We start from the raw sequence: 22991 nt of genomic DNA on the forward strand, positions 1-22991 counted from the left end.
GTGCTCCTTGCGTCGCTGCGGCGCGCTCACGGCTCCTCCGCCGCTCCGGTCAACCAGACGTTGAGCACCTCGCGACGGCGCGCGCGCAGCTTCTCGCTCTTCACCTCGGCGAAGGCGAACGTGAGCTCGGCCTCGGCCGCGAGCTGGCCCTCCACCGTGGCCGTCGCGCGCACCTGGCCTCCCTCCTCCCGCGCGGTGATGAGGCGAGCCTCCAGCTCCAGCTTGTCTCCCGGACGCACCATCCTGCGGAACTTCGTCCGATCGATCATCGTCAGCAGTGCGTGCAGATCGTTGCGTCCGCGCTCGCGCATGGTCGCCTCCACCAGCACGCCGCCGAGCTGCGCCAAGGCCTCGACGATGAGCGCTCCGGGCATGATGGGGTGGCCTGGAAAGTGGTCGGCGAAGATGTCGTCCGAGAGCGAGACGCACTTGACGCCGTGAGCCACCTCCGCGGGCACCAGGCGCGTGATGCGGTCGAGCAGGACGTAGCGCACGAGGACCCTCCGCAATCCGGACCGCACCCCATCCACAGAGACGCGGACGCCGAAGCGTGACGAGCCGCGCTATAGCACGCACCCCAAGGGTCTGGACAGGCGCCCCCTCGGGCTAGCACGATGCCGCCACCTGTCGTCGCCCGAGGCGCGCGTCTGGCGTGCCCCAAGTCGCGGCGTCCCGGAGGCCTCCATGGAATGCACGAGCTGCGCGCCGATCGAGGGAGTCGTCCAGCGGCCGGACAAGCCCCACACCTTCCTGCACCACGAACCCTCGACGTGCGAGAAATGCGCTGAGCCCGTGGAGGCCCGCGTCGTGCTGCGCAAGGGTGAAGTCTGGGCGCTCAAGTTCTGCACCACCTGCGGACAGTCGGAGGCCAAGGTCGCCGACAGCGCGGACGCGTACCTGGAGGCCTGGGTGAAGCGCGGCGAGGTGGCGGACGACGCGCGCGATCACCTCTTCAAGCACACCACCTCTACCTGCCCCCAATGCCTCGCGCTGCTGCAGGCCGAGGTCGTCATCCGCCGGGGCAAGGTCTACTTCAAGAAGAACTGCCGCAAGTGCGGGCCGTCGGAGGCACTGGTGAGCGAGGACGCGCGCTACTACGTGCGCGCCTACACCTTCGCTCGCGCGGGCACCGAGCCCCTGAAGTTCGCCACCGAGGTAAAGCACGGCTGCCCCACCGACTGCGGCACCTGCTCGGACCACGAGCAGCACACGTGCCTGCCCATCGTCGAGGTGACGGACCACTGCAACCTCGAGTGCCCCATCTGCATCGTCAACAACCAGTACTCCAACCACATCGAGCTGGCGGCGTTCCAGCGCATCGTCGACGGGATGGTGGAGCGCGAGGGCCAGCTCGAGTCCCTGGCGCTCTCGGGCGGCGAGCCCACCAGTCACCCGGAGATCCTCAAGCTGCTGGAGATCGCCAACCGGCCGGAGATCGGCCGCGTGGTGCTCATCACCAACGGCCTGCGCCTGGGCCGGGACCGCGCCTTCGCCGAGGCCATCAAGGCCAGCGGCGCCTACGTGGGCCTGCAGCTCGACGGCTTCACCGCTGACACGCACGAGAAGATCCGCGGCAAGGATCTCACCAAGGACAAGGTGGCGGCGCTGAAGATGCTCGAGGAGTTCAACATCCCCACGCAGATCATCTTCGTGGCCACGCGCGGCGTGAACGAGCACCAGATCGGCCAGGCCGTGCAGCTGCTCATGGAGAAGGACTTCGTCCTCTCGCTCAACTTCCAGCCGGCCGCGTACACGGGCTTCGGCGGAGGCGCCTTCAAGCACGACCCGATGGATCGGCTCACCATCCCGGGTGTCATCCAGCGCATCGAGGAACAGACGGGCGGCAAGCTGAAGGTGAGCGACTTCTCGCCCCTGCCCTGCTCACATCCGCAGTGCGTCTCGCTGACCTACCTCCTGAAGCTGAACGACGGCGCGTACATGCCCTTCGGGCGCTTCGTGGACTTCAAGCGCCACGGGACGCTGCTGCGCTCGTCGGCCACGCTGGGAGCGTCGCCGGAGATCCATGACGCGCTGGAGGAGGTCATCCACGACGTCTTCGCCCGGCAGGACGAGGTGGAGCGCGGCGAGGACGTGCTCAAGGCGCTGCGGCGCTCGCTGGACGTGATGTTCCCGGACCGCAAGCTGACCAACAAGGAGTCCGTGCTCATCGGCGAGCAGCAGGCCAAGAGCATCTTCCTCCACCACTATATGGACCGGCACGACTTCGATCTGGAGCGGCTGCGCAAGTGCTGCCACCACTATCCCCAGGTGGATGGACGCGTGATGCCGGCGTGCGGCTTCAACATGTTCCACCGTGGCGCCGCCAAGGGCCCGAAGACGGAGATCGCTCCCTGGGGCAAGAAGCCCTGGACGACGAATCCTCCCGTCAACGCAGCGGGCCCGGCCTCCTTCAAGCTGCCGGTGTTGAAGTGAAGCTGCTGGAGGGACGCACGGCGCTCGTCACGGGCGGCTCCCGCGGGCTGGGACGAGCCCTCTGCCAGATCCTGGCGCGAGAGGGCGCCAACGTGGCCTTCTGCTACTCACGCTCCGAGCAGCACGCCACCGAGACGCTCGCCCTCATCCAGGCGCAGGGCGTGCGCGGCTGGTCCTATAAGGTGAACGTGCTCGACAAGCCGGCGGTGCAGCAGATGGTGCGCTCGCTGGAGCAGGAGTCGGGCGGCCTCGACATCCTCGTGAACAACGCGGGCGTGGGCCAGGTGGTCCCGCTGGCGCTCATGGAAGAGGAGGACTGGGACCGGGTGATGAACATCAACGTCAAGGGCGCATTCCTCGTCACCCAGGCCGCCATGCGAGGGATGATCCACCGCAAGCGCGGCCGCATCCTCAACATCAGCTCGCTGGCCGGGGTGAAGATGATGCAGGCCCCCGTGCACTACTGCGCGGCCAAGGCCGCCCTCAAGGGCTTCACCGAGGCGCTGGCCAAGGAGCTCGGCCGCTACGGCGTCACGGTGAACTGCCTGGCGCCCGGCGTCCTGGAGGAAGGCGTCTCCGGGAACCTGCCGCAGCCGCGCCTCGAGGAGTACCTGCGCAACTGCGCACTCGGGCGCGTGGGCACATTGGCGGAGGCGGCCGAGGTGGCGGCCTTCCTCGTGTCGGATCGCAACAGCTACATGAACGGAGCCACACTCGTCCTCGACGGGGCGGTGTGAGGAGGGGCTCACATGCCGGATGGATCCGCGGTGGCGGAGCGGCTGCTGCATGAGACGACCAGCCTGTGCCGACAGTGCAAGAACGCGCTGCCCGCGCAGGTGGTGGCGGTGGGCTCCGAGGTGCACATGCGCAAGCAGTGCCCCACACACGGTGCCCAGTCGGTGATGCTCTCGGACGACGCAGCCTGGTACGAGCGCACGCGCGCCATCGCCACCCCGCCCGCGCCTCCGGTGGCTCGCAAGGCGGTGGAGCACGGCTGTCCGTTCGACTGCGGGGCCTGCAGCACCCACGAGCAGAAGGTCCGCCTGCCGGTGGTGACCATCACCAGCGCCTGCAACCTCAACTGCCCCATCTGCTACGTGCACAACAAGAACGAGGGCGCGTTCCATATGACGCTCGAGTCCTTCGACCAGATCCTCGGGCATCTGGTGAAGGACCACGGCGGCGAGCTGGACCTCATCAACTTCACGGGCGGCGAGCCCACCGTGCACCCGCACTTCCTCGACTTCATCGAGCACGCGCACAAGGCCGGGGCCCACCGCGTCACCCTCTGCACCAACGGCATCAAGCTCGCGCAGGACGAGCGGCTCGTGCAGCGGCTGGGAGAACTTCAGGCGCGTGTGGCGCTCTCGTTCGACTCGTTCGAGCCCTCCGTGGACCAGGCGATGCAGGGGGCGAAGCTCCTGGACATCAAGCTGCGCTGTCTGGATCTGCTCGATAAGCACAACGTGGACTGCGCGCTCATCCCGGTGATGACGCGCGGGTACAACGATCACGAAGTCGGCCGCATCATCCGGCTCGGGCTGGAGCGCTCCTGTGTGCGGCACCTGGAGATCCACACCATCACGTATACCGGGCAGGGCGGCGTCAGCTTCGACCGCTCGGGACGCATCTCCATGCACGAGGTGCTGACGCGCATCCAGGAGACCACCGGGGGCATGCTGCGCGAGGAGGACTTCGTACCCTCCCCCTGCGCGCACCCGCTCTGCTACCAGATCGCATACATGCTGCTGGATCCGGAAGGCGGCCCGCCGGTGCCGTTCGCCCGCTTCATGCCGCGCGAGGAGTTCTACGCGGTGCTCGGCGAGCGCCTGTACCTAGAGCCCAGCCCGCGTCTGGAGACGGCGATGCACGATGCCATCGACCGGCTCTGGGCCTTTGGTGGCGACGAGGCGGAGCGCACGCTGCGGATGCTGAAGCACCTGCTGGGCGTGCTGTTCCCGCAGGGCCGGGTGCTGAGCCGGCACGAGGGGCTGCGGGCCTCGGAGCGGTGGGTGAAGGCCGTCTACGTGCACTCGCACATGGACGAGGAGACCTTCGACGTGGAGCGAGTGATGCGCTGCTGTGACTCCAACTGCTACCCGGATGGGAGCACCATCCCGGTGTGCAACTACAACGTGCTGTACCGCGAGAAGGAGGCCCGCTTCATGCGCGCGCCGAAGACCTGGAACGAGCGGAGCGGCGGCTTCAAGCTCCCCGTCTTCCCTGGGGAGCGCGTCAAGTGACGCCTCGCATGGAGGGGAAGCGCTGCCTCGTCACCGGAGGCTCGCGCGGACTGGGGCTGGCCATCTGCCAGGAGCTGGCGCGCGCGGGGGCTCGGGTGGCCTTCACGTACTCGAAGAACACGCGCGATGCGGAGGAGGCCCAGGCGCGCATCACCGAGGCAGGCTCGGCGCCACTCGTCTTCCAGGGCTCGGTGGCGGACGCCGCGCACGTGAAGAAGACGGTGGCCTCCGTGGTGGAGGCCTGGGGCGGCGTGGACGTGCTGGTGAACAACGCGGGGGCGAACCAAGTCCTTCCCATTGCGCTCATTGAGGAGGCGGACTGGGACCTGGTGATGGACGTCAACGTCAAGGGCACGTACCTGTTCTCCCGAGCGGTGCTGCGGCCGATGATCCGGGCACGGGCCGGGAAGATCCTCAACATCGGCTCGTTCGCCTCGGAGCGCGTGGTGGAGGCACCGGTGCACTACGCGGCGGCCAAGTCCGCACTGCGCGGGTTCACCGAGGCGCTCGCGCGGGAGGTAGGGCGCTACTCCATCCAAGTGAACCTGCTGGCGCCGGGGTTGCTGGATGCGGGGTTGTCGCGCTCACTGCCGCAGCACCGGCTGAACGAATACCTGAGCCAGTGCTCGCTGGGGCGGCTCGGCTCGGTGGAGGAGATCGCGCGCATGGCGGTGTTCCTCGTATCGGACGAGAACACGTTCATGACCGGCGCCAAGGTCGTCGCAGACGGTGGCCTGTAGGAGGGCGGAATGACGACCCGAGTCGAGGACATCCTGCGGCGGGGGTTCGAGGACTTCCGCGAGTTCGTCAACCCGCTCATCGCCCTGCGCGCCGAGGTCGCCGGGGAGCCCCTGCGCGTCGTGCACGCCCAAGAGGGCCGCCTGGAGGACGCCGAGGGCCACCTCATCGAGGACTTCCACGGCACTCAGGCCTTCGGGCACCGCAACCCCACGATCGCGGCGGCGGTGCGCGAGTTCCTGGACACGGACTCGCCCTCCTGGTTCCCATCGCGCGTCAACCCGTACGCGGGGAGCCTGGCGCGGCGCCTGTGCGAGCGCACGGGGCACTACTCCAATGCCTTCTTCGCGAGCTCGGGCAGCGAGGCCGTGGAGGCGGCACTCAAGCTGGCGCGGGCCGTGACGCGCAGGCCACGGGTGCTTTCGCTCGATCGCGCCTACCACGGCTGCACGATGGGGAGCTGCGGGCTGATGATGCCCGGGACGTTCCGGGACCCCTTCGAGCCGCACCTGCCAGGAGTGGGTCCCCTGCCCTTCGGAGACATCGACGCGCTCTCGAAGGCCCTCGCTCAGAAAGATGTGGCTGCGGTGGTGGTGGAGCCCATCCAGCTCGAAGGTGGCGTGCGGCCCCTGTCACCCACGTACATCGATGCGCTGTGCGAGCTGACCCAGCGACACGGCACATTCCTCGTGGCCGACGAGGTGCAGACAGGCCTGGGGCGCACTGGCCGATTCCTCGCGAGTGAGCGCTGGCCGCGCCGTCCCGAGTGCGTGCTGCTGGCGAAGCACCTCGGCGGAGGGCTCCTGCCGATCTCGGCGATGCTGACCCGGCGCGACCTGTTCGAGACCGCGTACGGGAAGAACTTCGAGACAGCCGAGGCCCACAACTGCACCTTCAGCGGGAGCGCGATGGTGTGCGTCGCGGCGCATGCGGCGTTGGACCTGTTGACGGACTCCCTTATCGAGCGCGTTCGAGACGTGGGAGCCAGCTTCCGAGCCGGGCTCACGGAAGCGCTGGGGTCGCTGCCCCTCTTCGAGGAGATCCGAGGCGAGGGACTGGTCGCGGGCATCGTGCTGAAGCCGACGGAGCACCCGTGGCTGTCCTTCGAGCACTTCGGCATGGAGGACCTGGCGCACCGGCCCACCGTGGGACTGCTGCTGTGCCACCGGCTGTATAAGCGCGGTTATTTCTGTTTCGTCTGTGGACACGACTGGAGCGTGCTGCGGCTGCAGCCGCGCTTCACCATCGCGGAGGAAGCGCTGGCCACCTTCACCCGGGTTGCCCGGGAGGAACTGGAGTTCCTGTGCAATCTCGACTGAATCCTCCCAAGGCGCTGGTGTTCGGAGGCACAGGCTCGGTGGGTGAGCATGTCCTCCGGGGCCTGGCTCGCGCGAACGTTCCCACAGCCTTCACCTGGAACCAGTCCCGCGAGCGGGCGCACGCCCTGGCGAGCGAACTCTCGATGCGCCCGGTGCAGGTGGATCTCTCGGACGCCGCAGCGACGCGCGCAGCACTTCGAGTCCTGCGAGAAGAGGGCTTCGTCCCCAGCCTGTTCATCCACTGCGCGGGAGTAAACCAAGGCGCCTCGCTCGCGGACATCACTGACGAGAAGTGGTCCAAGGCGATGGCGGTGAACTGCCAGTCCGCCTTCATCGCTTGCCAGGAACTGGCGCCTGCGATGGCACAGGCCGGTGAGGGCCACTTCGTGTTGGTGGGAGCGCTAGACCGGACGCAGTCAGCGCCCTCGCCCGTGCACTTCGCGGCATCCCAGGGAGCCCTGTCCGCCATGGCGATGGCCCTGGCCAAAGAACTGGGCCCCAAAGGCGTGCGCATCAACGTGGTAGCACTGGGGCTTCTGGAGAGCGGCCTGTCGCGCGAAGTCGGCGAGAAGCTCGTGAGTGACTACAAAGGCTTCAGCGCGCTCCGCCGCCTCGGCCGTCCCGAGGAGGCAGCAAAGGCCATCCTGTGGCTCGCGCTCGAGAACACGTACATGAACGGCAAAGTGTTGCCCGTGAACGGCGGTATCTGACTCCTACCAGCGGAACATGATGGTTCCGGTGCGAATCAAACCCGTGGCGCACTGCTCCTTGAGGACACAAACTCAGCACCCGATCAAAAGGCAATACCTGCACATCCAGATACTGATTATCATCATTTTTTTGGGGAAAGCACGGCTTGCATGGACCTTGCGTTACCTTGACTAATGCGCTCAAAATGCGATAGATGCCTCTGGCGAATTCTCCAGGGGGCGTCATGAAATTCCACGTTGCACTTGCTTGCCTATATTTAGCAGCCTCAACAGGCTGCAGCAAACCTGAAATGGCAGTAAAAAACCTTTGCACTGGCGGCAAGCCGCGTAATTTCGCGCCCAATGGATTCTCGTTGGTATTTAAGGCCGAGTACATCGACGAAGTGGACGAGGGGAGACGTGTATTTGAACCAATCACCGATCTCCAAGAACTTCAAGGCGAAGTCAAACTGGCGGTGGACGACGGCGGCAATACAACGGGCAAAGAAAGCCAGCCGAGCCTTATTCAGAAGCCACAAAACGTCGCCCTGAAGACCTTAATTCTAATCGATGGCTCAGGCAGCATCTATGACGAACAATCGAACACCGAAAACAAGATTAAAGATGCTGTAAGGCAGTTCCTCCAAAATATAGATGATGCTCGCCACATCATCGGGATTTACAAATTCTATGGAGATCGCACCAAGATTGAGCCCATTCATGGGTTTTCTCCGGAGCGCCTCCAACGGCTTGACCGCAACTACTACGCATCAACGGACGAGTGGAAAGCCGAGTGGCTTAAAGATCGTGATGCGATGCTGAAGTCGATGGAGCCGACTTCGACTCCCACGATAGCAAGAGCCGGAACGTCAACAGCTCTGCATGATGCGCTTAGAATCTCGTTGGATACCATCCAAAACATTGGCAAGGGAACTCCTGCCCCCGGCGGCCCCCTACCTTCCGTGCTGGTAAAGACCCTGATTGTCTTTACGGATGGGAAGGATGAAGTCGCTGCTGGCAGTGATTATACCTCTACGAAGGGAACTGCTATCGTCTCAGCCGATGCATTCAAGGCCAACACAAACAACACCGTTCTCGTCGCGGGTGTAGCCAAAGAAGACGACGACCTAGACAATGACTTACTTGAACAGGTCGCTTCGCCGAATGGCTTGTTTCTCTCGGATAAATTCGACCTGCTAGGCGACGCCTTCCGCCGCTTTGCAGAAAAAGCCGCTGCCAAGGCGAATAAATATTACCAGTTCAGCATGTGCTCAAACCGTCGCGGGCAAGCCAAGATTGGCGCCATCTTGCGCATCAGCCATCCTCAGTATCAGGAAGGTCAGATGTCGTTCAGCTATGACGCAAGTCAGTTTGTTGATCCCACGTCCGAGACCCCTTGCAATTTGAACGCAGCTCAGGCCTGCGAGTGGTCGGATGCTTCTGGCTCTTGATTCAGCGGCGTAGCGCGAGAGGAGAAAAAAAAGAGCGCACCGCCGCTGCTCAAAAAGCACCCAGCGGTGGGCGCGAGCCATACGGCCTTTAGGCTCATCGTAGCCAGAATTGCCAAGTTTGCAGAGAGGAGCAACCTCAGCAACTCAAGCCTGAGAGCCCACGGCTTCCCTTCGAACAAGGCACCGATGGTCCCCGTGCCCCACAATACCAAGCCAACGATCACCGCAGAGCCCGCCATCCCTACGCCTCCGCCCAGCCACTGGAGCGCACTGCCTAGCACCGCCAACAGCAGGAACTGCAGCACGGCGTAGATCGCCAGCCATCGGGGGACATCCTTGCTTGGCCTCGTGGAGGGATCCGGTTCCTCCACCTCGCCCGGGGCGCGCCAGCCCGGCGGCAAGAGCCACATCTTCACTGCGTCTCGCCAGTTCCGTGCCCGCCCCGCCCGCCGCACCAGCTCGACGAACGGCTGGAACTGCGCCCAGAGAGGGTTCCAGCTCGCCAGCGCACGTCTCGTTCCGTACGCCGGCTCATGCGTCTCCGGCTGGAACGTGCCGAACAGCCGGTCCCAGAGGATCAGCGTCGAGCCGAAGTTCCGATCCAGGTACTCCGCGTCCTTCCCGTGGTGCACCCGGTGGTACGCGGGCGTGTTGAACACCCAGCCCCACGCCCCCGTTCGCTGGATGAGCCGCGTGTGCTGCATCGCCTCGTAGAGCGACAAGCACCCCACCGCCAGGAAGAACTTCTCCATCGGCACGCCCAACAGCGGCAGCGGCCAGAAGAACAGCAGCGCACTGATGTCCGAGATCCACGGCTGCCGGACCGCCACCGAGAAGTTCATCTCCTCGCTCTGATGGTGCACCTCGTGGATCGCCCACAGCCCCGCCACCGCGTGCGAGCCCCGGTGGAACCAGTAGTAGCAGAAGTCCACTCCCACGAACGCCAGCACCCACGGCACTGGCGAGCCCTCCTCCCACCGCACCACCGCGAACGTCCGCTGGAATCCGTCGTACAGCGCCAGCAAGAACCCTCCCGTGAAGATCCCCACCAGCACCTGCCCCATCCCGCACGACAGGTTCGCCAGCGTGTCCGGCAGCACGTACGCCCGCAGCCCCCGGCGCCGCAGCCCCCAGGCCTCGAGCCCCATCAACAGGAAGAACACCGGAACGATCAGCGCGTAGTAGTCGTTCGTATCCATCCGGCCCTCCTGCGTTCGGTCAGAGCCGCCCAGGCCCCAACGTGGTCAGCGAAGGCGCCGGCCGCTGCTGGAAGCGCCCGTCCCGGTTCCGGTACAGCACGTTATACGCGCACGATGGGATGTTGCTCCCATCTGGCTCCCGGATCCCCACGCAGCACTGGCGGATTCGATCGGTATCGAACGTCTCCTCATCCATGTGCGAGTGCAGGTAGATCGCCTTCGAGCTTCGCTCCGCCAACTTCAGCCGCTCGGCTGCACTCACCCCTGGCGCCATCAGCCGCCCCACCAGATCCTTCAGCGTCGCCAGCACCGCTCCGGAGTCCTCACACGCCAGCTCCCCGGACCAGAGGCGGTTGATCACATCCTGCAGCCGCTGCTCCATCTCCGCGCTCGGCTCCAGGTACAGCATCCCGCCCAGCATCGCCCGCAGGTCCGCCCGGTCCATGAACCGCGGATACGGCAGCCACCGCCCGTCCCCCAGCTTCAGCAGATATGTCACCTGGTAGCAGAGCGGGTGCGCCGCCGGCGACGGCACGAAGTCCGTCACCCGAAGCTGCCCCCCTGTCTGCTGCTCCAGGTCCACCAGCACGTCATAGGGCGTGTACCGCGCCTTCCGATCGAACTTCGTCCCGCCCTGCCCCGTGAACGTCATCGTGTGGAGCTCCACGCTCCGGATGAAGTCCTTCTCCAGGCCCAGCTTCACGAAGTCGCCCACCTCCGAGTCGTTGTACCCCCGCGCCAGCACCGGCAGCAGCGTCGTGTCCACCGCGTGCTTCTCCAGCAGCTGCAGCACCTTCAGCTTCGACTCCAGCAGCCGCCCGCCCAGCATCTGCTTGTTCGTCTCGGGCTTGAACGAGTCAAACGAGAGGATGACCCGCGCCTCCAACTGCGCCAGCCGCTCCAGCAGGTACTCGTCCTTCAGGAACCGCAGCCCGTGCGTGGACACCGTGATCCGGTGGATCCCCTCCTCGCGGCACAGCTCCACCAGCCGCTCGAACGCCGGGTGCTGCGTAGGCTCCCCGCCCGTCAGGTTGATGATCCGCTTGTCCGGCGCCGCCCGCCGCAAGTGCCCCAGGATGGCACGCAACTGCTCCTCGGACATGTGGTACGCGCCCGCGTTCCGGTTGTGCGTGTAGCAGATGGGGCAGTCCAGGTTGCACGCCGACGAGATCGGCACGATCGGCAGCTGCACCTTCTGCTCGTGCCGCGTACACGGGCCACAGTCGTACGGGCATCCCTGTGACACCTGCTTCAGCGCCACCGGAGCCTGCAGCGCTGGCGCCTCCTGCATGATCGACTCGTACCAGTCCGCATTCGAGGAGATCAGCGCCTCGGACGCGCCGTGCTCCGGGCACCTCTTGCGCATCACGACCTGACCGTTGCTCCGCCAGAGCGTGGCCTCCACGCTGCGGAAGCACCGATCGCACAGGCCCGTCGTCGTCCGCAGCTGAGCATCCGCCATGGGCACAGACTATCTCTGGCGCTCGCGGCTCCAGCTGCGCTTCATGAGCCCATCCTTAGAGTGCGCCTTGATCCCTACCCGGGCTCTTAGGTTTTGATAGCCCTCGAATCTTTTTGGCTCACGTACGCAACTCGCTCCGCGATCTGCCGATAATACCTACATGAGAGTACAAAATCCTTCCTCGAACGCCGCACAGCGCTCCTCCTCCACCTCTCCTTCGAGCTCCACGCCGACGACCAAGGCGCTCCCGCCCTCTCGCTCCAACGAGCTGGTACCGAAGCCCACGGATGGATTTGAGTCTCCCGCCAGCCGCTCCCGGCAGCCCAGCAAGAACCTGCTGACCGGTGACTCGGCCTCGCAGGCCCTGGCCACGCCGAAGCCGGGCACCCCCGCCACCCCGGCCGCCAACACCATCAGCCCCAAGGACATCCCGGCCGCCGACTGGACCGTGTTCGTCCACCTCAACGCCGACAACAACCTCGAGGACTTCGGCAAGGACGACCTCAACGAGATGGAGGCCGGTGGCGGCTCCATCGAGGGCAAGCTGAACATGATCGCCCTGGTCGACGGCGGCACGCGCAAGGACGCGGACGGCTGGAACACCAGCTCCCGGCTCATGTACGTGACGCGCGATCCGAACAACTCCAGCAAGCTCACCTCGAAAGAGATCGCCGTGGACCCGAGCTCGGACCTCGGCAAGATGCTGGCCAAGGGCGAGATCGACTCCGGCAGCCCCGAGGTGCTCCGCGCCGCGCTCGACTACGTGCAGCGCAACACCGAGTCCAAGCACTACATGGTGGACCTGTGGGATCACGGCAACGGCTGGAAGGGCGTCTCCTATGACGACAACCCCAACAGCAGCATCGACATGCCTGAGCTCCAGAAGGCGCTCTCCGGTCTGCCCCAGAAGATCGACGTGGTCGCCGCCGACGCGTGCCTGATGGCCACCGTCGAGGTTGCCGACACCGCCAAGGCGGCCGGCGCGGACTACCTGGTGGGCAGCGAGGAGCTCGAGCCCGGCACCGGCTGGGACTACAAGGATCTGCTCGGCCGCATGAACAAGCTGTTCGCGGGCAAGGAGCCCGTCACCGCCGAGCAGATGTCCAAGGCCATTCAGGAGTCCTACGCCGCGGGCCCCCGCGACAACGTCACCATGTCGGTGACGGACCTGTCCAAGCTGGACGGGCTCAACAGCAAGCTGAACTCCTTCAGCGACGCGCTCGTGAAGGCGGGCGGCCTGCAGGACAAGACGATCCGCCAGGCCTACGACAAGTCCCTGCGCATGGATGACGCGGACCAGATGGACCTGGGCGACTTCGCCAAGCGCGTCTCCAACAGCACCAAGGACACCGCCCTGAAGGCCGCCGCGGATCAGCTCGTGGCCGAGCTGGCCCAGACGACCACGGCCAAGAGCGCCAAGGGCGCCGACTCGAAGTGGACTGCCCAGACGGGCCTCACCATCTACGCTCCGAAGGGCGGCGTGGATGCCCAATACAAGCAGACCGGTTCCGCGTGGCTCAACAGCCACTGGAACAACGTCATCAAGACCTACAACGCCACGCGCGTGAGCTGATGCCTGACACAAGTCGCGCGGCGGTTCGGGAATCTTCCTGGGCCGCCGCGCGCATTTGCGGGGGTAGAGTCCCGCGCCCATGGCTCTCCGCGCGAAGAAGACCGGCTCCCGCCCCACCGCCGCCAAGAGCGCTCCCGTCCCCTTCACCGAGGCGGTCATGAAGGCAGTGCGCGCCATCCCCCGAGGCGAGGTGCGCTCGTACTCGCAGGTGGCGCTCTACGCGGGGCGGCCCGGAGCAGCACGAGGCGTGGGGCATGAGCTGAAGCTGCTGCAAGGTGGCGGGGGCGTGCCGTGGTGGCGCGTCACTCGCGCCGGAGGAGTCCTCGCGCCTCCCGTAGCCCACGAGCAGGCCCGCCGCCTGCGCGCCGAGGGCGTCGAGGTACAGCAGCGCGGCGAGGTGTTCCGCGTGAAGGCGAAGCGCTGATCAGCTGGGAGCGGAGTGGAGCGCGACGCTCCGGGAGCGGGTCAGCCGGCGCAGCACCACGTCCGCCGCGAAGAAGGTGACCAGCAGGATCGCCGAGTTGATCGCTCCCGACAGCCAGACCCCGCCCATCCAGTGCTCAATCGGCCCCCACGCCCCGTGCGCCATGTTCACGTTGATCGCCGGGTCCGTGGTCCAGTGACAGGACAGCACCCACAGCGAGTAGAAGAGCCACGAGGGCAGCACCACGCCTCGCGGCCACCCCTTGCGCCGCACCTCGATCACTCCCGCCGCGAGCGGCAGCAGGTGCACCAGCACCGAGCTCACCGTGGTGTCATGTGTCGCCGCCACATCGAGCAGCCAGCCCACGGTGCCAAAACCCACGTGAAGGATGAAGCCTCCGGCCATCACGCGATGCCACCCCGCCAGGAGCCCGATGGCCATGACGGCCGTGGCCACGTGGCACAGCCAGAGCATCTCCTGCACGTGGGCCGCGTCCTTCGAGGCGGTGTGCAGCGCGAGCGCCCCCACCAGGGCCAGCCCCATCGCCCACGGAGGAGGCGGCTTCATGGGGACGCGTCCGCCATGCCCAGCTCACGGCGCAGCACGGGGTCGCGCCGTGGGTGCCAGATCTTCTGATCCAGGTAGTAGTGGTGCAGCGCTCCGCCCCAGTAGAGCGCGAGGAAGAACCGCGCCGCATTGGAGTCGAAGGGGAAGAACGCGACGTCCGGCGCCACCCCGCGGCACGCGTTGACGAGGAGATAGAAGAACGACACCGCCACCAGGGCCCCGTAGGTGAGCAGCGGCGCCCGGCCCAGGCGCGCGACCAGCGAGCGCTCCGTGCTCGCACCGTAGCGGCGCCGGCCCGTGGCGAAGATGATGCCCAGGTACTGCAGGCCATGCAGCGAGCCGCTCACAGCCACCACCGCGAAGGAGAGCTGCTCGGTGTTGGAGGGGCTCGGCACCAGGGGCTCGAAGGCGCCGACGACGAAGTAGCCGAAGGCCGCCGTCCCCACCGCCACCACCAGTGCGTACAGCCCGGGACGGATCGCCTCACCTCGGCGCCAGCGCAACGCAAGCAGCCCCGAGTAGCCCAGCACGGCCGCCACGGACGTGGCCGCCAGCGCCCTCACCGCCCACTGCTCCTGAGGCCCTGCCTCGGCCGCCAGCCCCAGAATCGTCCGGTTCACGGGGAACACGAGCAGGTACACGACGAACATCAGCCACAGCGTCCCGTGCAGGAACGCCCAGTCCTGCTTGCGGGCCTGCTCCGTGGCCCCACTGAGCCGTTGGTAGATGGACATGATCCCGAAGTGCTGGCGCACCGCGTGGTGGATGGCCCACAGCGCCGACAGCCCCAGGAAGGCCTCGAACGGCGCGGGCGAGCCGAGCAGCTCGTTCAGCCCCAGCGCCAGGATGCCGGGCAGCCAGAACACGAGGCTGCCTGCCAGCAAGCGCGCTCGGGCACGGCGCTCATGGGGATCCAGATAGGTCCGCACCCAGGTGGCGGCGAAGTGGGGCCCGTCCACCAGGCCCAGCCACAGCCACCACACCGGGACGACGAGGACCGGGGCGGCGAGCACCAACACGCCCGCCAGCACCGCCAGCAGCGCGGTGCCAAAGAAGAAAAACCCGTCGTAACGGGCGCTCGAAATCCAACCCTGTCCGGCCATGACCCACCGCGGAGTATAGCTCCACGGTGGGAGACACACGGACTAGGCCGTCTTCTTCTCCATCTTCTCCAGCACGATCTGCGGAGCCTCGTGCTTGGTGATCACCTGCTCGGTGATCTTGCACTCCTTCACGCCCTCGCGGAACGGGACGTCGTACATGATGTCCAGCATCGCGTCCTCGAGGATGGCGCGCAGGCCGCGCGCTCCCGAGTTGCGGCGCATGGCCTCCCGCGCGATCGCCCGCAGCGACTCCTTCGAGAAGGTCAGCTTCACTTTCTCGATCTCGAAGAGCTTCTGGTACTGCTTGATCAGAGCGTTCTTCGGCTGCGTGAGGATCGTGACGAGATCGTCCTCCTTGAGATCGTTGAGCGTGGCCACCACCGGCAGACGGCCGATGAACTCGGGGATCATCCCGAACTTCATCAGATCCTCCGGCTCCACCATGGCCAGCAGCTCACCCACGCTGCGCTCCTCGCGGTGGGTGATTCGCGCTCCGAAGCCCAGGCCCTTCTCACCCACGCGGCGCTTGATGATGCCGTCGATGCCGTGGAACGCGCCGCCGCAGATGAACAGGATGTTCGTCGTGTCGACCTGGACGTACTCCTGCTGGTTGTACTTCTTCCCGCCGCGCGGCGTGACGTTGGCCCGGGTGCCCTCGATGATCTTGAGGAGCGCCTGCTGCACGCCCTCGCCGCCCACGTCGCGGGTGGCGCTCGGCGTGTCGCCCTTGCGCGCGATCTTGTCGATCTCGTCGATATAGACGATGCCGCGCGAGGCCTTCTCCACGTCGTAGTCGGCGTTGTGGAGCAGGTTCTGGATGATGTTCTCGACGTCCTCACCCACATAGCCGGCCTCGGTGAGGCTGGTGGCGTCGGCGATGGTGAACGGAACGTTGAGGAAGCGCGCCAGGGACTGGGCCAGCAGCGTCTTGCCGCTGCCCGTGGGGCCGATGAGCAGGATGTTGCTCTTGCTCAGCTCCACATCCTCGTTGCCCGTGGACTTCACCCCGGGCCGAGGCCGCGCCGCTCCCTTCTTCTGGTAGATGCGCTTGTAGTGGTTGTACACCGCCACCGCGAGGACCTTCTTCGCCAGGTCTTGACCGATCACGTAGTCGTCGAGGAACGCCTTGATCTCCGTAGGCGTCGGCAAGCTGACCTGCGGCTTGCCCTCCTCGCGCTCGTTCTCGTCCGCGATGATGTCGTTACACAGCTTGATGCATTCGTCGCAGATATAGACCGTCGGGCCCGCGATGAGCTTGCGGACCTCGCGCTGCGACTTGCCGCAGAACGAACAGGACAGATTGACGTGGTGCTCCTTCTTCACTGCCAGCCTCCGAGTTCGCCGGACCCCGGTTCCCCGGAGCCTACATCACCGCCACACACCCTCTCGACCGGCTGCCCACGTCTCGAACAGCCGTCCCTCAACAAAATATAGGCCCCCGCCTGATTCACAGGAAGTCCAACGCCACCTAATTGTGGCACCCACATCCCTGACGCGGGTGAGCGTTCGATAACAGTCGCTCAGCCATTCGTCACGCTCGCCGCGAGTTCCTCGACATCATCCGCCAGGGCGGCTGCCCGCTCAGCAATGGCCTTCGGCACCTTCCGAGAGCCCGAAAGCTCGCTGGCGAGCTTCCGGGCCGCCTGCGCCAGACGACGCAGCGCGACGTCCTCCGCCGGGGGCTCCGGAGCGGGCCGGGGGAAGCGCTCCGTGAATTCCTTCTTCAGCTCGTTGGTGGGCTTCTCCGGGTTCCAGATGCTGTCGCGCAGTGAACGGTACTCGGAGGGTGAAAGCTGACCCCGGTCCGCCGCGTCCGCCAACACCTCCACCACTTCGAAGGCGGGGGCGCGCTGGGGGAACTCCTCGTCCTTCAACACCTCCGGGGGCTCGTGCTTGGCCAGGAAGCTGAAGGAGCGCGTGAGCTTGAGGGCCGTATTCTTCCGGATGTGGAGCTCCTTGAGGCAGTAGGCCTCGAAGGACTCGTAGCCCCACTCCTCGAACTTCGCCTCGTCGCGAACCTGGACGAGCAGCTTGCCCAGCTCGGCCCAGGTGGACTTGAAGCGCTTGGCCGCCGACAGCACGACGTGGCGGAAGGAACCCGGAGGAACGGACTGAGCCTTCTTCTGGAGATCGGCTTCAACTGCGGTAGGCATGGCGGCGCTGTATCGCTCAGGCGCTGGGGCAGGGAAAGCAAAACCGCCCCACTGCCCGCCAGTCGGCCACTAACCAACCTTGAACGACAGGTTCACCGACGCCAGCTCGCCTTTGTAGGGCTTGAAGGGCCACTTCTTCAGCTCGCCCAGGAAGCACTCGTAGAGCGGGCCCTGCTTGAGCTGCGGGTGATCCACCCAGAGCTTGGAGACCCGGCCGTCGTTGCCGATGACGAACTCGATCGGGATCTTCGCAGCGAAGCCCGGACGGCGTGCGGCCTCCTCTTTGAGGCAGCGGAAGAGCGTCTTCTGGTTGCTGCTGACCACCTTGTTGATCGAGGCCTGATCGAACTCGGTGCTCATCTGCAGGCCGTCCGGCTCGGTGGAGACGCTGCCGCCGGGCTTCTTCGTGGCCACCGCCGCGGCGGGCACCGTGGGCGACGTGTTCGGCGTGCCCGAGGGCTTGGGCTTCGTCTCCGCACTGGCCACCTTGTCCGGCGGGCGCGGGCTCGAGGACGGGTACGCGAAGAGCTCCTGGTCGTCCTTGCGCGCCTGGGCCACGGCGATGGTGGGCAGGTCCACGGAGATGCCCGCGTACTCGTCCTCTTCACCGCCCGGCCCGTGCACCGCCGCCCAGCGCGCCACCTGCCACGCGCCAATGGCCAGGGCCACCGTCACGGCCGCGCCGACGCCACCGGCGATCAGCCGGTAGCGCATCGTGCGCTGGCGCTCGGCACGGACATCCGCGTCCACACGCGCCTTGGCGACGGCCCGCGCCACGTGGACCTTGAAGGCGTCCACGTCCGCGATGCGCACGAAGTCCCGCTCGCCCGGAGGGGCAATCAGCGTGTCCCCGGTCATCTCGCCCGTGAACAGCTTCTCCACGAGCTGCTGCCCGGTCATCGGGCCCAGGACGAGATCGCCCTGACGGAACAACCACTGCTGCTCACTCAGCTCGGGATCCAGCTCTTGCGCGGCCAACATTGGGGCCGAAGTATCCTTGTCCGCGATCCACATCGCAACGGCCTCCCACCTCCCACCTGAGCCTCCCTTGCCCCGCACTCCCGTCGCCCTCTGGATCTGGTACCTCGGAGGAACCTTCCGAGGGTTCCAGCGCCAGGCCCAGGGGCCGACCGTCCAAGAATCCCTGGAGAACGCGCTGAGAGAGGTGGGTGTCCCTGCGGCCGTCATGCCTTCCGGGCGCACCGATCGCGGCGTACACGCTCGGATGCAGGGGGTCAGCCTGAGGTTGGAGGCCGGGGACTCGGCCGAGGCGCTCGCTGCTCGCCTCCCTGCCCACCTGCCCCCGGACTTGGGGCTGTGTGTGGCCCGGAAGCCCCACCCGTCCTTCCACGCCCAGTGGAGCGCGGAGGGAAAGACGTACCGGTACCGGGTCCAGTTGGCCGGCACTGTGGCGCCCGAGTGGCGGCCCTATGTGATGGAAGTAGCGGCAGAGCCCCGGCTCGCTCCGCATGACATCACTCCGGAGCGGTTCTCGGAACTGCTGAGAATGGCCGAGGGCCAGCGGGAGTTCTCCGCGTTCCACGAGAACTCCAGCCCGCGCAAGCTGCGCACGCTGGAGTCCGCCACCCTGCATGCGCTGGGCGGTGGGCTGTTCGAGGTGATCCTTCGGGGAGATGCCTTCGCGCGCTACCAGGTGCGCTACCTGGTGGGCTCGGCGCTGCTCACCGCCGCGGGACAGCTCCCCGAGGAGCAGTGGCGTGCGGCGCTGGAGCAGGGAGAGCGCATCCCCGGGCTCAAGGCGGAGGCCTCGGGGCTGGTGCTCTGGGAAGTGCGCTACCCGGCGAAGCTCGATCCGTTCACCCCCGCCGAGCGGGCCGCGCCCCCCGGTCTCCCGGAGGGGCCTCCCTTTCTCGGCGCGCCGGAGGGGTGACGCCCGTCAGTCGACGAGCCGCTCCTCATACTTCGCCAGCAGATCCGAGATCGCCTCGCGCAGGTACTCGCTCTGACGGATGCGCGTGCTGCGCGACAGATCCTTCAGCGCATCGAGCTTCTCGCGGGAGAGACGGAAGACCACCGAGGTGAGACGGGGATTGGTGTCCAAGTGCGGAACCTCCATACAGGTGCACACACCATCTCACAGCACTTCCTGATCGCAAGAAAAGTCACCGTGATCCGATCGGGAAGCTCCACTGGAGGCCGGTGAATGCCTCGGCGTCCACGCGCATGCCGGATCCGAACCCGAGCGACAGTCCGAGCCCTCCATAGAAGGAGAGCTGATCCGACAGCGTGCGACGCACGCCGAACCCTAGGCGAGGCCCTGCCCACGTCCCAGAAAACAGCCTCACGGCAGCGCCCACGTCGAAGAAGGTCTGCCACTCCTCGCGGCCGAAGATGCTGCGGAAGCCGCCGAGCAGCACCCCACCCTTCCCCGCTTCGCCCAGGCCGGCGCGAGCCAGGAGGAACACCTCGTCCTGGTCGTAGCCCACGGTGAGGCTGCCGCCCACGTCGAAGAGCACGCCGGGTCCCGTCACCGCCCGATCGCCGCTCAGCGTGGTGGTGTAGCCGAGCCCCGGTCCGGCCAGGAGGCTCACGGCGCGGTGCTCCTCGTAGGACTGGGCGCGCGCCACCGTGGGCACCGCGAGCAGCAGGATCACGAGGAGCAGCGGCCTCACGCGGGGATCAGCTCACCACGGGCAGCGAGAACCCCTGAGACGGCTGGGCGGGCTTCGTCACCCCGGCCGCCTCGTTCATCCGGCCCGAGCGGAACGGCTCGAGGTCCAGCGCCACGAACTTGAAGCCGATCGCCTTGAGCGCGGTGTTGATGCGCTCGCGCACGTCGCCGGAGAAGAAGCGCTCGTACTCCTCGGAGGCCAGCTCCAGGCGGGCCACCTCCTGGTGGTAGCGCACGCGGAACTGGCGGAAGCCCAGGCGGCGCATCTCGGACTCGGCCGCGGCGATCTGGAACAGCCGCTCGCGCGTCACCGAGGTGCCGTACGGAATGCGCGAGGCCAGGCACGCCATCTGCGGCTTGTCCCAGGTGGGCAGCCCGAGCTGCTGGCTCCAGGCGCGGATCTCGTCCTTGGTCAGCCCGGCCTGCGCCAAAGGCGACTGCACCTGGTGCTCCTTGGCGGCCTTGTGCCCCGGGCGGTGATCCTTGAAGTCGTCCGCGTTGAACCCGTCGAGCACCACCGCGTACCCGAGCTGCTGGCGGCGGGCCTCGCACAAGTCGTACAGCTCCGTCTTGCAGAAGTAGCAGCGGTTGGTGGGATTGGCGGCGTACTGGGGGTTGGCCAGCTCGTTGCTCGTCACCACCTCGTGCCGGGCGCCGATCTTCTGAGCCAGCTCGCGCGCCTCCTGCTCTTCCTCGGGGGCCACCGAGGCCGACAGGGCCGTGATGGCCAGCGCCCGCTCGCCCAGCTCCTCCACGGCGATCTTCAGCACGAAGGTGGAGTCCACCCCGCCCGAGAACGCCACCAGCGCGGTGCCGTGGGCGCGGAGAGCCGCGCGCATGGCCTCCAGCTTGGGTCGGGAGCTGTCACACAGGGCCTGGATCTGCTCGGGGCTCAGCATGGCGCTCTCCTAAAGGAAAGGGCCCCCGATTGCACGCGCAACCCGGGGGCCCTGAGTTCCTGTCAGCCCTGCCTGCTCAGTGCAGGGCGCTGGGACTACTTGCTGCGCTTGGCGCTCTTCTTGGCAGCCGCCGCCGGCTTGGCCACGCGAGCCGCGCGGGTGGCGGGCCGGGCCTTGGCGCCCTTCGGGGCCGCCGCCTTCGCCTCGCCCTTGGCCTTGGGCTCGGCCTTGGGCTCGGCCGGGGCCGCCTCGGCCTGCCGCGCCTTCTTCGGCAGCGGGTTGGCCTTCATCTTCTTGCCGGTGATGACCTTCAGCTCCTCCGGCGTCACCAGGCTCAGGTCCAGCAGCGACTGGAAGATCTTCATCGCGCCGTCCTCGACGCTCTCCGTGTCGGAGTGGATCGTCACCTCAGGCGAGGTGGGCGGCTCGTACGGCTCGGTGATGCCGATGAAGTTGGGGATCTCGCCACTGAGCGCCTTCTTGTACTTGCCCGTGGTGTCGCGCTCGATCAGCTTCTCGGTGGGGCAGTCGACGTAGACCTCCACGTACTTGCTGATCACGCGGCGGTTCTCCTCGCGGACGGTCTTGTAGGGGCTGACCGAGGGAACGATGACCGCCACGTTGTTGCGGGTCAGCAACTGGGCCACGAAGCCCAGGCGCCGCACGGTGACGGAGCGCTCCTCCTTGCTGTCCCCCAGGCCCTGCCAGAGGTCATCGCCCAGCTCTCCCTCGTCGAGGATCTCCACATTGCGCCCCACCTGTCGCAGACGTGCGGCAATGTAGGCGGCGTACGTGCTCTTACCGGTACCGTGCATGCCGGTCAGCCAGAGCGTAAAACCAGTCGTGCTGGGCATAGAGGTGCTCACTCCCTGCGCTCGAAGCGGTTGAGCGCTCCGTGTGTGCGCGGCAGATCAACAGACGCGCGCCTTATAGACGAAAACCCCCGCGCTTGACAATTGACACACACCTTTCCGCAGGTGGGGGAGCCAACCGGCCAAGTGCCTGCTCCTATTAGGGTTTTCGTTGAATTACGGTAGGAACGTAACCGGACGGTCGCGAAATTCTCCCTCAACCCATCGAAAAAGCCTCGCCTCGGACGCACGCCCGGCAACCACCGCCACCACCAGGTAGGATACGCCTGGAAGTAGCGGTTGCCCGGAAGCCAAGGCCTGGGCCCTGTCCTCGGTCGAGAAGTCCGCGATTCCATTCACGTGAGAGTGGAACACACACTCCACGGACTCACCTCGCGCGTCGGCTTCCTTTAAAAGCGCGAGCCAGTCCCTGGGCTCGAAGAGGTAGGCGGTGCGCGAGGTGCGAGGAAAGCGCACAGGGTCGGCCGCGTGGTGTCGATCATAGGCGTTGGGCAGGGGCTGGACTCGCCAGGGGCCTTCCAGGCCCGCCCGCAGGATCACGCCGCAGCCTTCCTGGGGGTAGGTTCCCTCCAGATGTCGGAGGATCTCCGATAGGCATTCCTCCCACATGGAATTACAGGGACTCACGGCACTTGGCACAGCGCCGGAGCTCCAGATCCACCCACTGTCCGGGGGCCACGAGCCACTTGCCGCCCAGCTCCGGCCCCATTCCGAGCCGGAGCCGCTGGAACACCAGCGCCCCCAACGTGCCGAGCGCCACGCCGAGCACTCCATTGGGTGCGGCTCCCAAGGTCCGGACGGTCTCTCCGAAGCACCAGACGCATCCCTGGCTCCCGCGGAAGACCACCGCGCCACGCGTGCCGTCGCCTCCGAGCGCCACCCACGGGGCCTCACCACTCCAGGCCGCGGGCAGCTCAGCGATCCGGCCTCCCGGGCGAGGCGTCGCCGCATCCGGATTCACCTCCGGGAGCACGCGGGCCAGCACCTCGGAGGCAGGGTGCCCAATGTCGGCATCCACGACCAGGAAGCCCACGGAAGCGGGCCCCACCTTGGCGTCCGTGGTCACCACCGGAGTGCCGCCCGCCGCGAGGTAGGCCGCAGCCGTGAGCCCGGCGGGACCGGCGCCTTCGAGCCGCGCTCCCGCCTCCAGCAGTGCCTCCTGGCCTCGGCCGCCCACATCCTTCAGGAGGATCTGCCGCGAGTAGCGAAGGATCTGATCTTCACTCAGCGCCAC

24 protein-coding genes are annotated in these 22991 nt (G+C 66.6%); 10 read left to right on the forward strand and 14 right to left on the reverse strand.

The features are described from left to right. Positions 1 to 26: 26 nt before the first annotated feature. Entirely contained in the window at positions 27 to 494 is a 468-nt protein-coding gene (gene fabZ, locus DB31_RS10620) for a 3-hydroxyacyl-ACP dehydratase FabZ (RefSeq protein ID WP_052419855.1), read from the reverse strand. 190 nt (positions 495 to 684) lie between these two features. On the opposite strand from fabZ, the gene DB31_RS44675 reads away from it, so the two are divergent. The 7 genes from DB31_RS44675 to DB31_RS48715 all read left to right on the forward strand — a co-directional run bounded on the left by DB31_RS44675 (position 685) and on the right by DB31_RS48715 (position 8873). Continuing rightward, entirely contained in the window at positions 685 to 2433 is a 1749-nt protein-coding gene (locus DB31_RS44675) for a radical SAM protein (protein WP_052419856.1), read from the forward strand. Continuing rightward, positions 2430 to 3170: an SDR family NAD(P)-dependent oxidoreductase gene (locus tag DB31_RS10630; RefSeq protein ID WP_052419857.1), complete on the forward strand. Its 741-nt coding sequence runs from the start codon at positions 2430 to 2432 to the stop codon at positions 3168 to 3170. The genes DB31_RS44675 and DB31_RS10630 overlap by 4 nt, the downstream gene beginning before the upstream one ends. Positions 3171 to 3182: 12 nt before the next feature. Beyond that, positions 3183 to 4676 (forward strand): radical SAM protein, encoded by a 1494-nt coding sequence (locus DB31_RS10635; RefSeq protein WP_044185891.1) that lies wholly within the window; start codon positions 3183 to 3185, stop codon positions 4674 to 4676. After that, positions 4673 to 5416, forward strand: a complete 744-nt coding sequence (locus DB31_RS10640; RefSeq protein ID WP_052419858.1) for an SDR family oxidoreductase — start codon at positions 4673 to 4675, stop codon at positions 5414 to 5416. The genes DB31_RS10635 and DB31_RS10640 overlap by 4 nt, the downstream gene beginning before the upstream one ends. A gap of 9 nt (positions 5417 to 5425) precedes the next feature. Next, complete coding sequence (locus DB31_RS10645; RefSeq protein ID WP_052419859.1) at positions 5426 to 6733, forward strand: aspartate aminotransferase family protein; 1308 nt, start codon at positions 5426 to 5428, stop codon at positions 6731 to 6733. Continuing rightward, on the forward strand, positions 6718 to 7443 hold the full coding sequence (locus tag DB31_RS10650; RefSeq protein ID WP_044185894.1) for an SDR family NAD(P)-dependent oxidoreductase: 726 nt from the start codon (positions 6718 to 6720) through the stop codon (positions 7441 to 7443). The genes DB31_RS10645 and DB31_RS10650 overlap by 16 nt, the downstream gene beginning before the upstream one ends. Positions 7444 to 7667: 224 nt before the next feature. Then, positions 7668 to 8873 carry a vWA domain-containing protein gene (locus DB31_RS48715; protein WP_157231912.1) on the forward strand — a complete coding sequence of 402 codons (1206 nt, stop codon included), beginning with the start codon at positions 7668 to 7670 and terminating at the stop codon, positions 8871 to 8873. Here the strand turns inward: DB31_RS48715 and DB31_RS10655 are convergent. Together DB31_RS10655 and DB31_RS10660 are read right to left on the reverse strand one after the other, a co-directional pair. Further along, positions 8837 to 10072, reverse strand: coding sequence for a sterol desaturase family protein (locus tag DB31_RS10655; RefSeq protein ID WP_044185895.1), 1236 nt, complete (start codon positions 10070 to 10072; stop codon positions 8837 to 8839). The genes DB31_RS48715 and DB31_RS10655 overlap by 37 nt on opposite strands. 19 nt (positions 10073 to 10091) lie before the next feature. After that, positions 10092 to 11534, reverse strand: coding sequence for a radical SAM protein (locus DB31_RS10660; protein ID WP_044185897.1), 1443 nt, complete (start codon positions 11532 to 11534; stop codon positions 10092 to 10094). Positions 11535 to 11694: 160 nt separating this feature from the next. Here DB31_RS10660 and DB31_RS10665 point away from each other — a divergent pair, with 160 nt between their 5' ends. Both DB31_RS10665 and DB31_RS10670 read left to right on the forward strand, forming a co-directional pair. Beyond that, positions 11695 to 13107, forward strand: a complete 1413-nt coding sequence (locus DB31_RS10665; RefSeq protein WP_044185899.1) for a clostripain-related cysteine peptidase — start codon at positions 11695 to 11697, stop codon at positions 13105 to 13107. A 79-nt stretch (positions 13108 to 13186) separates the two neighbouring features. After that, on the forward strand, positions 13187 to 13531 hold the full coding sequence (locus tag DB31_RS10670) for an MGMT family protein (RefSeq protein ID WP_044185901.1): 345 nt from the start codon (positions 13187 to 13189) through the stop codon (positions 13529 to 13531). Here the strand turns inward: DB31_RS10670 and DB31_RS10675 are convergent, their stop codons facing one another. The 5 genes from DB31_RS10675 to DB31_RS10695 all read right to left on the reverse strand — a co-directional run bounded on the left by DB31_RS10675 (position 13532) and on the right by DB31_RS10695 (position 18335). Further along, a complete protein-coding gene (locus tag DB31_RS10675; protein WP_044185903.1) occupies positions 13532 to 14098 on the reverse strand; it encodes a hypothetical protein in 567 nt (188 codons plus the stop codon). It lies immediately after the preceding gene. Beyond that, positions 14095 to 15201, reverse strand: a complete 1107-nt coding sequence (locus DB31_RS10680) for a hypothetical protein (protein WP_044185905.1) — start codon at positions 15199 to 15201, stop codon at positions 14095 to 14097. The genes DB31_RS10675 and DB31_RS10680 overlap by 4 nt, the downstream gene beginning before the upstream one ends. Before the next feature lie 42 nt (positions 15202 to 15243). Further along, the gene (gene clpX, locus DB31_RS10685) at positions 15244 to 16524 is read right to left on the reverse strand and encodes an ATP-dependent Clp protease ATP-binding subunit ClpX (RefSeq protein WP_044185907.1); all 1281 of its coding nucleotides are present in this window, start codon (positions 16522 to 16524) and stop codon (positions 15244 to 15246) included. Positions 16525 to 16721: 197 nt separating this feature from the next. Further along, positions 16722 to 17354: a hypothetical protein gene (locus DB31_RS10690; protein WP_044185910.1), complete on the reverse strand. Its 633-nt coding sequence runs from the start codon at positions 17352 to 17354 to the stop codon at positions 16722 to 16724. Between the two features lie 69 nt (positions 17355 to 17423). Then, on the reverse strand, positions 17424 to 18335 hold the full coding sequence (locus DB31_RS10695; RefSeq protein WP_205628485.1) for an AgmX/PglI C-terminal domain-containing protein: 912 nt from the start codon (positions 18333 to 18335) through the stop codon (positions 17424 to 17426). 67 nt (positions 18336 to 18402) lie between these two features. Between DB31_RS10695 and DB31_RS10700 the strand changes: the two genes are divergently transcribed. After that, positions 18403 to 19245 carry a tRNA pseudouridine synthase A gene (locus DB31_RS10700; protein ID WP_044185913.1) on the forward strand — a complete coding sequence of 281 codons (843 nt, stop codon included), beginning with the start codon at positions 18403 to 18405 and terminating at the stop codon, positions 19243 to 19245. Positions 19246 to 19251: 6 nt separating this feature from the next. On the opposite strand, the gene DB31_RS10705 is transcribed toward DB31_RS10700, so the two are convergent. The 6 genes from DB31_RS10705 to DB31_RS10730 all read right to left on the reverse strand — a co-directional run bounded on the left by DB31_RS10705 (position 19252) and on the right by DB31_RS10730 (position 22991). Continuing rightward, positions 19252 to 19416, reverse strand: a complete 165-nt coding sequence (locus DB31_RS10705) for a ribbon-helix-helix domain-containing protein (protein ID WP_075305960.1) — start codon at positions 19414 to 19416, stop codon at positions 19252 to 19254. A 61-nt stretch (positions 19417 to 19477) separates the two neighbouring features. Then, on the reverse strand, positions 19478 to 19987 hold the full coding sequence (locus DB31_RS10710) for a hypothetical protein (protein WP_044185917.1): 510 nt from the start codon (positions 19985 to 19987) through the stop codon (positions 19478 to 19480). 7 nt (positions 19988 to 19994) lie between these two features. Further along, positions 19995 to 20885 (reverse strand): ATP-dependent sacrificial sulfur transferase LarE, encoded by an 891-nt coding sequence (larE, locus tag DB31_RS10715; protein WP_044185919.1) that lies wholly within the window; start codon positions 20883 to 20885, stop codon positions 19995 to 19997. Positions 20886 to 20980: 95 nt separating this feature from the next. After that, positions 20981 to 21739, reverse strand: a complete 759-nt coding sequence (cysC, locus tag DB31_RS10720; protein ID WP_044185922.1) for an adenylyl-sulfate kinase — start codon at positions 21737 to 21739, stop codon at positions 20981 to 20983. 174 nt (positions 21740 to 21913) lie between these two features. Beyond that, positions 21914 to 22366: a M67 family metallopeptidase gene (locus DB31_RS10725; RefSeq protein ID WP_044185924.1), complete on the reverse strand. Its 453-nt coding sequence runs from the start codon at positions 22364 to 22366 to the stop codon at positions 21914 to 21916. A 4-nt stretch (positions 22367 to 22370) separates the two neighbouring features. Then, positions 22371 to 22991, reverse strand: a complete 621-nt coding sequence (locus DB31_RS10730) for a HesA/MoeB/ThiF family protein (protein WP_205628486.1) — start codon at positions 22989 to 22991, stop codon at positions 22371 to 22373.

This window comes from Hyalangium minutum (assembly GCF_000737315.1).
GTDB classification, from domain to species: domain Bacteria; phylum Myxococcota; class Myxococcia; order Myxococcales; family Myxococcaceae; genus Hyalangium; species Hyalangium minutum.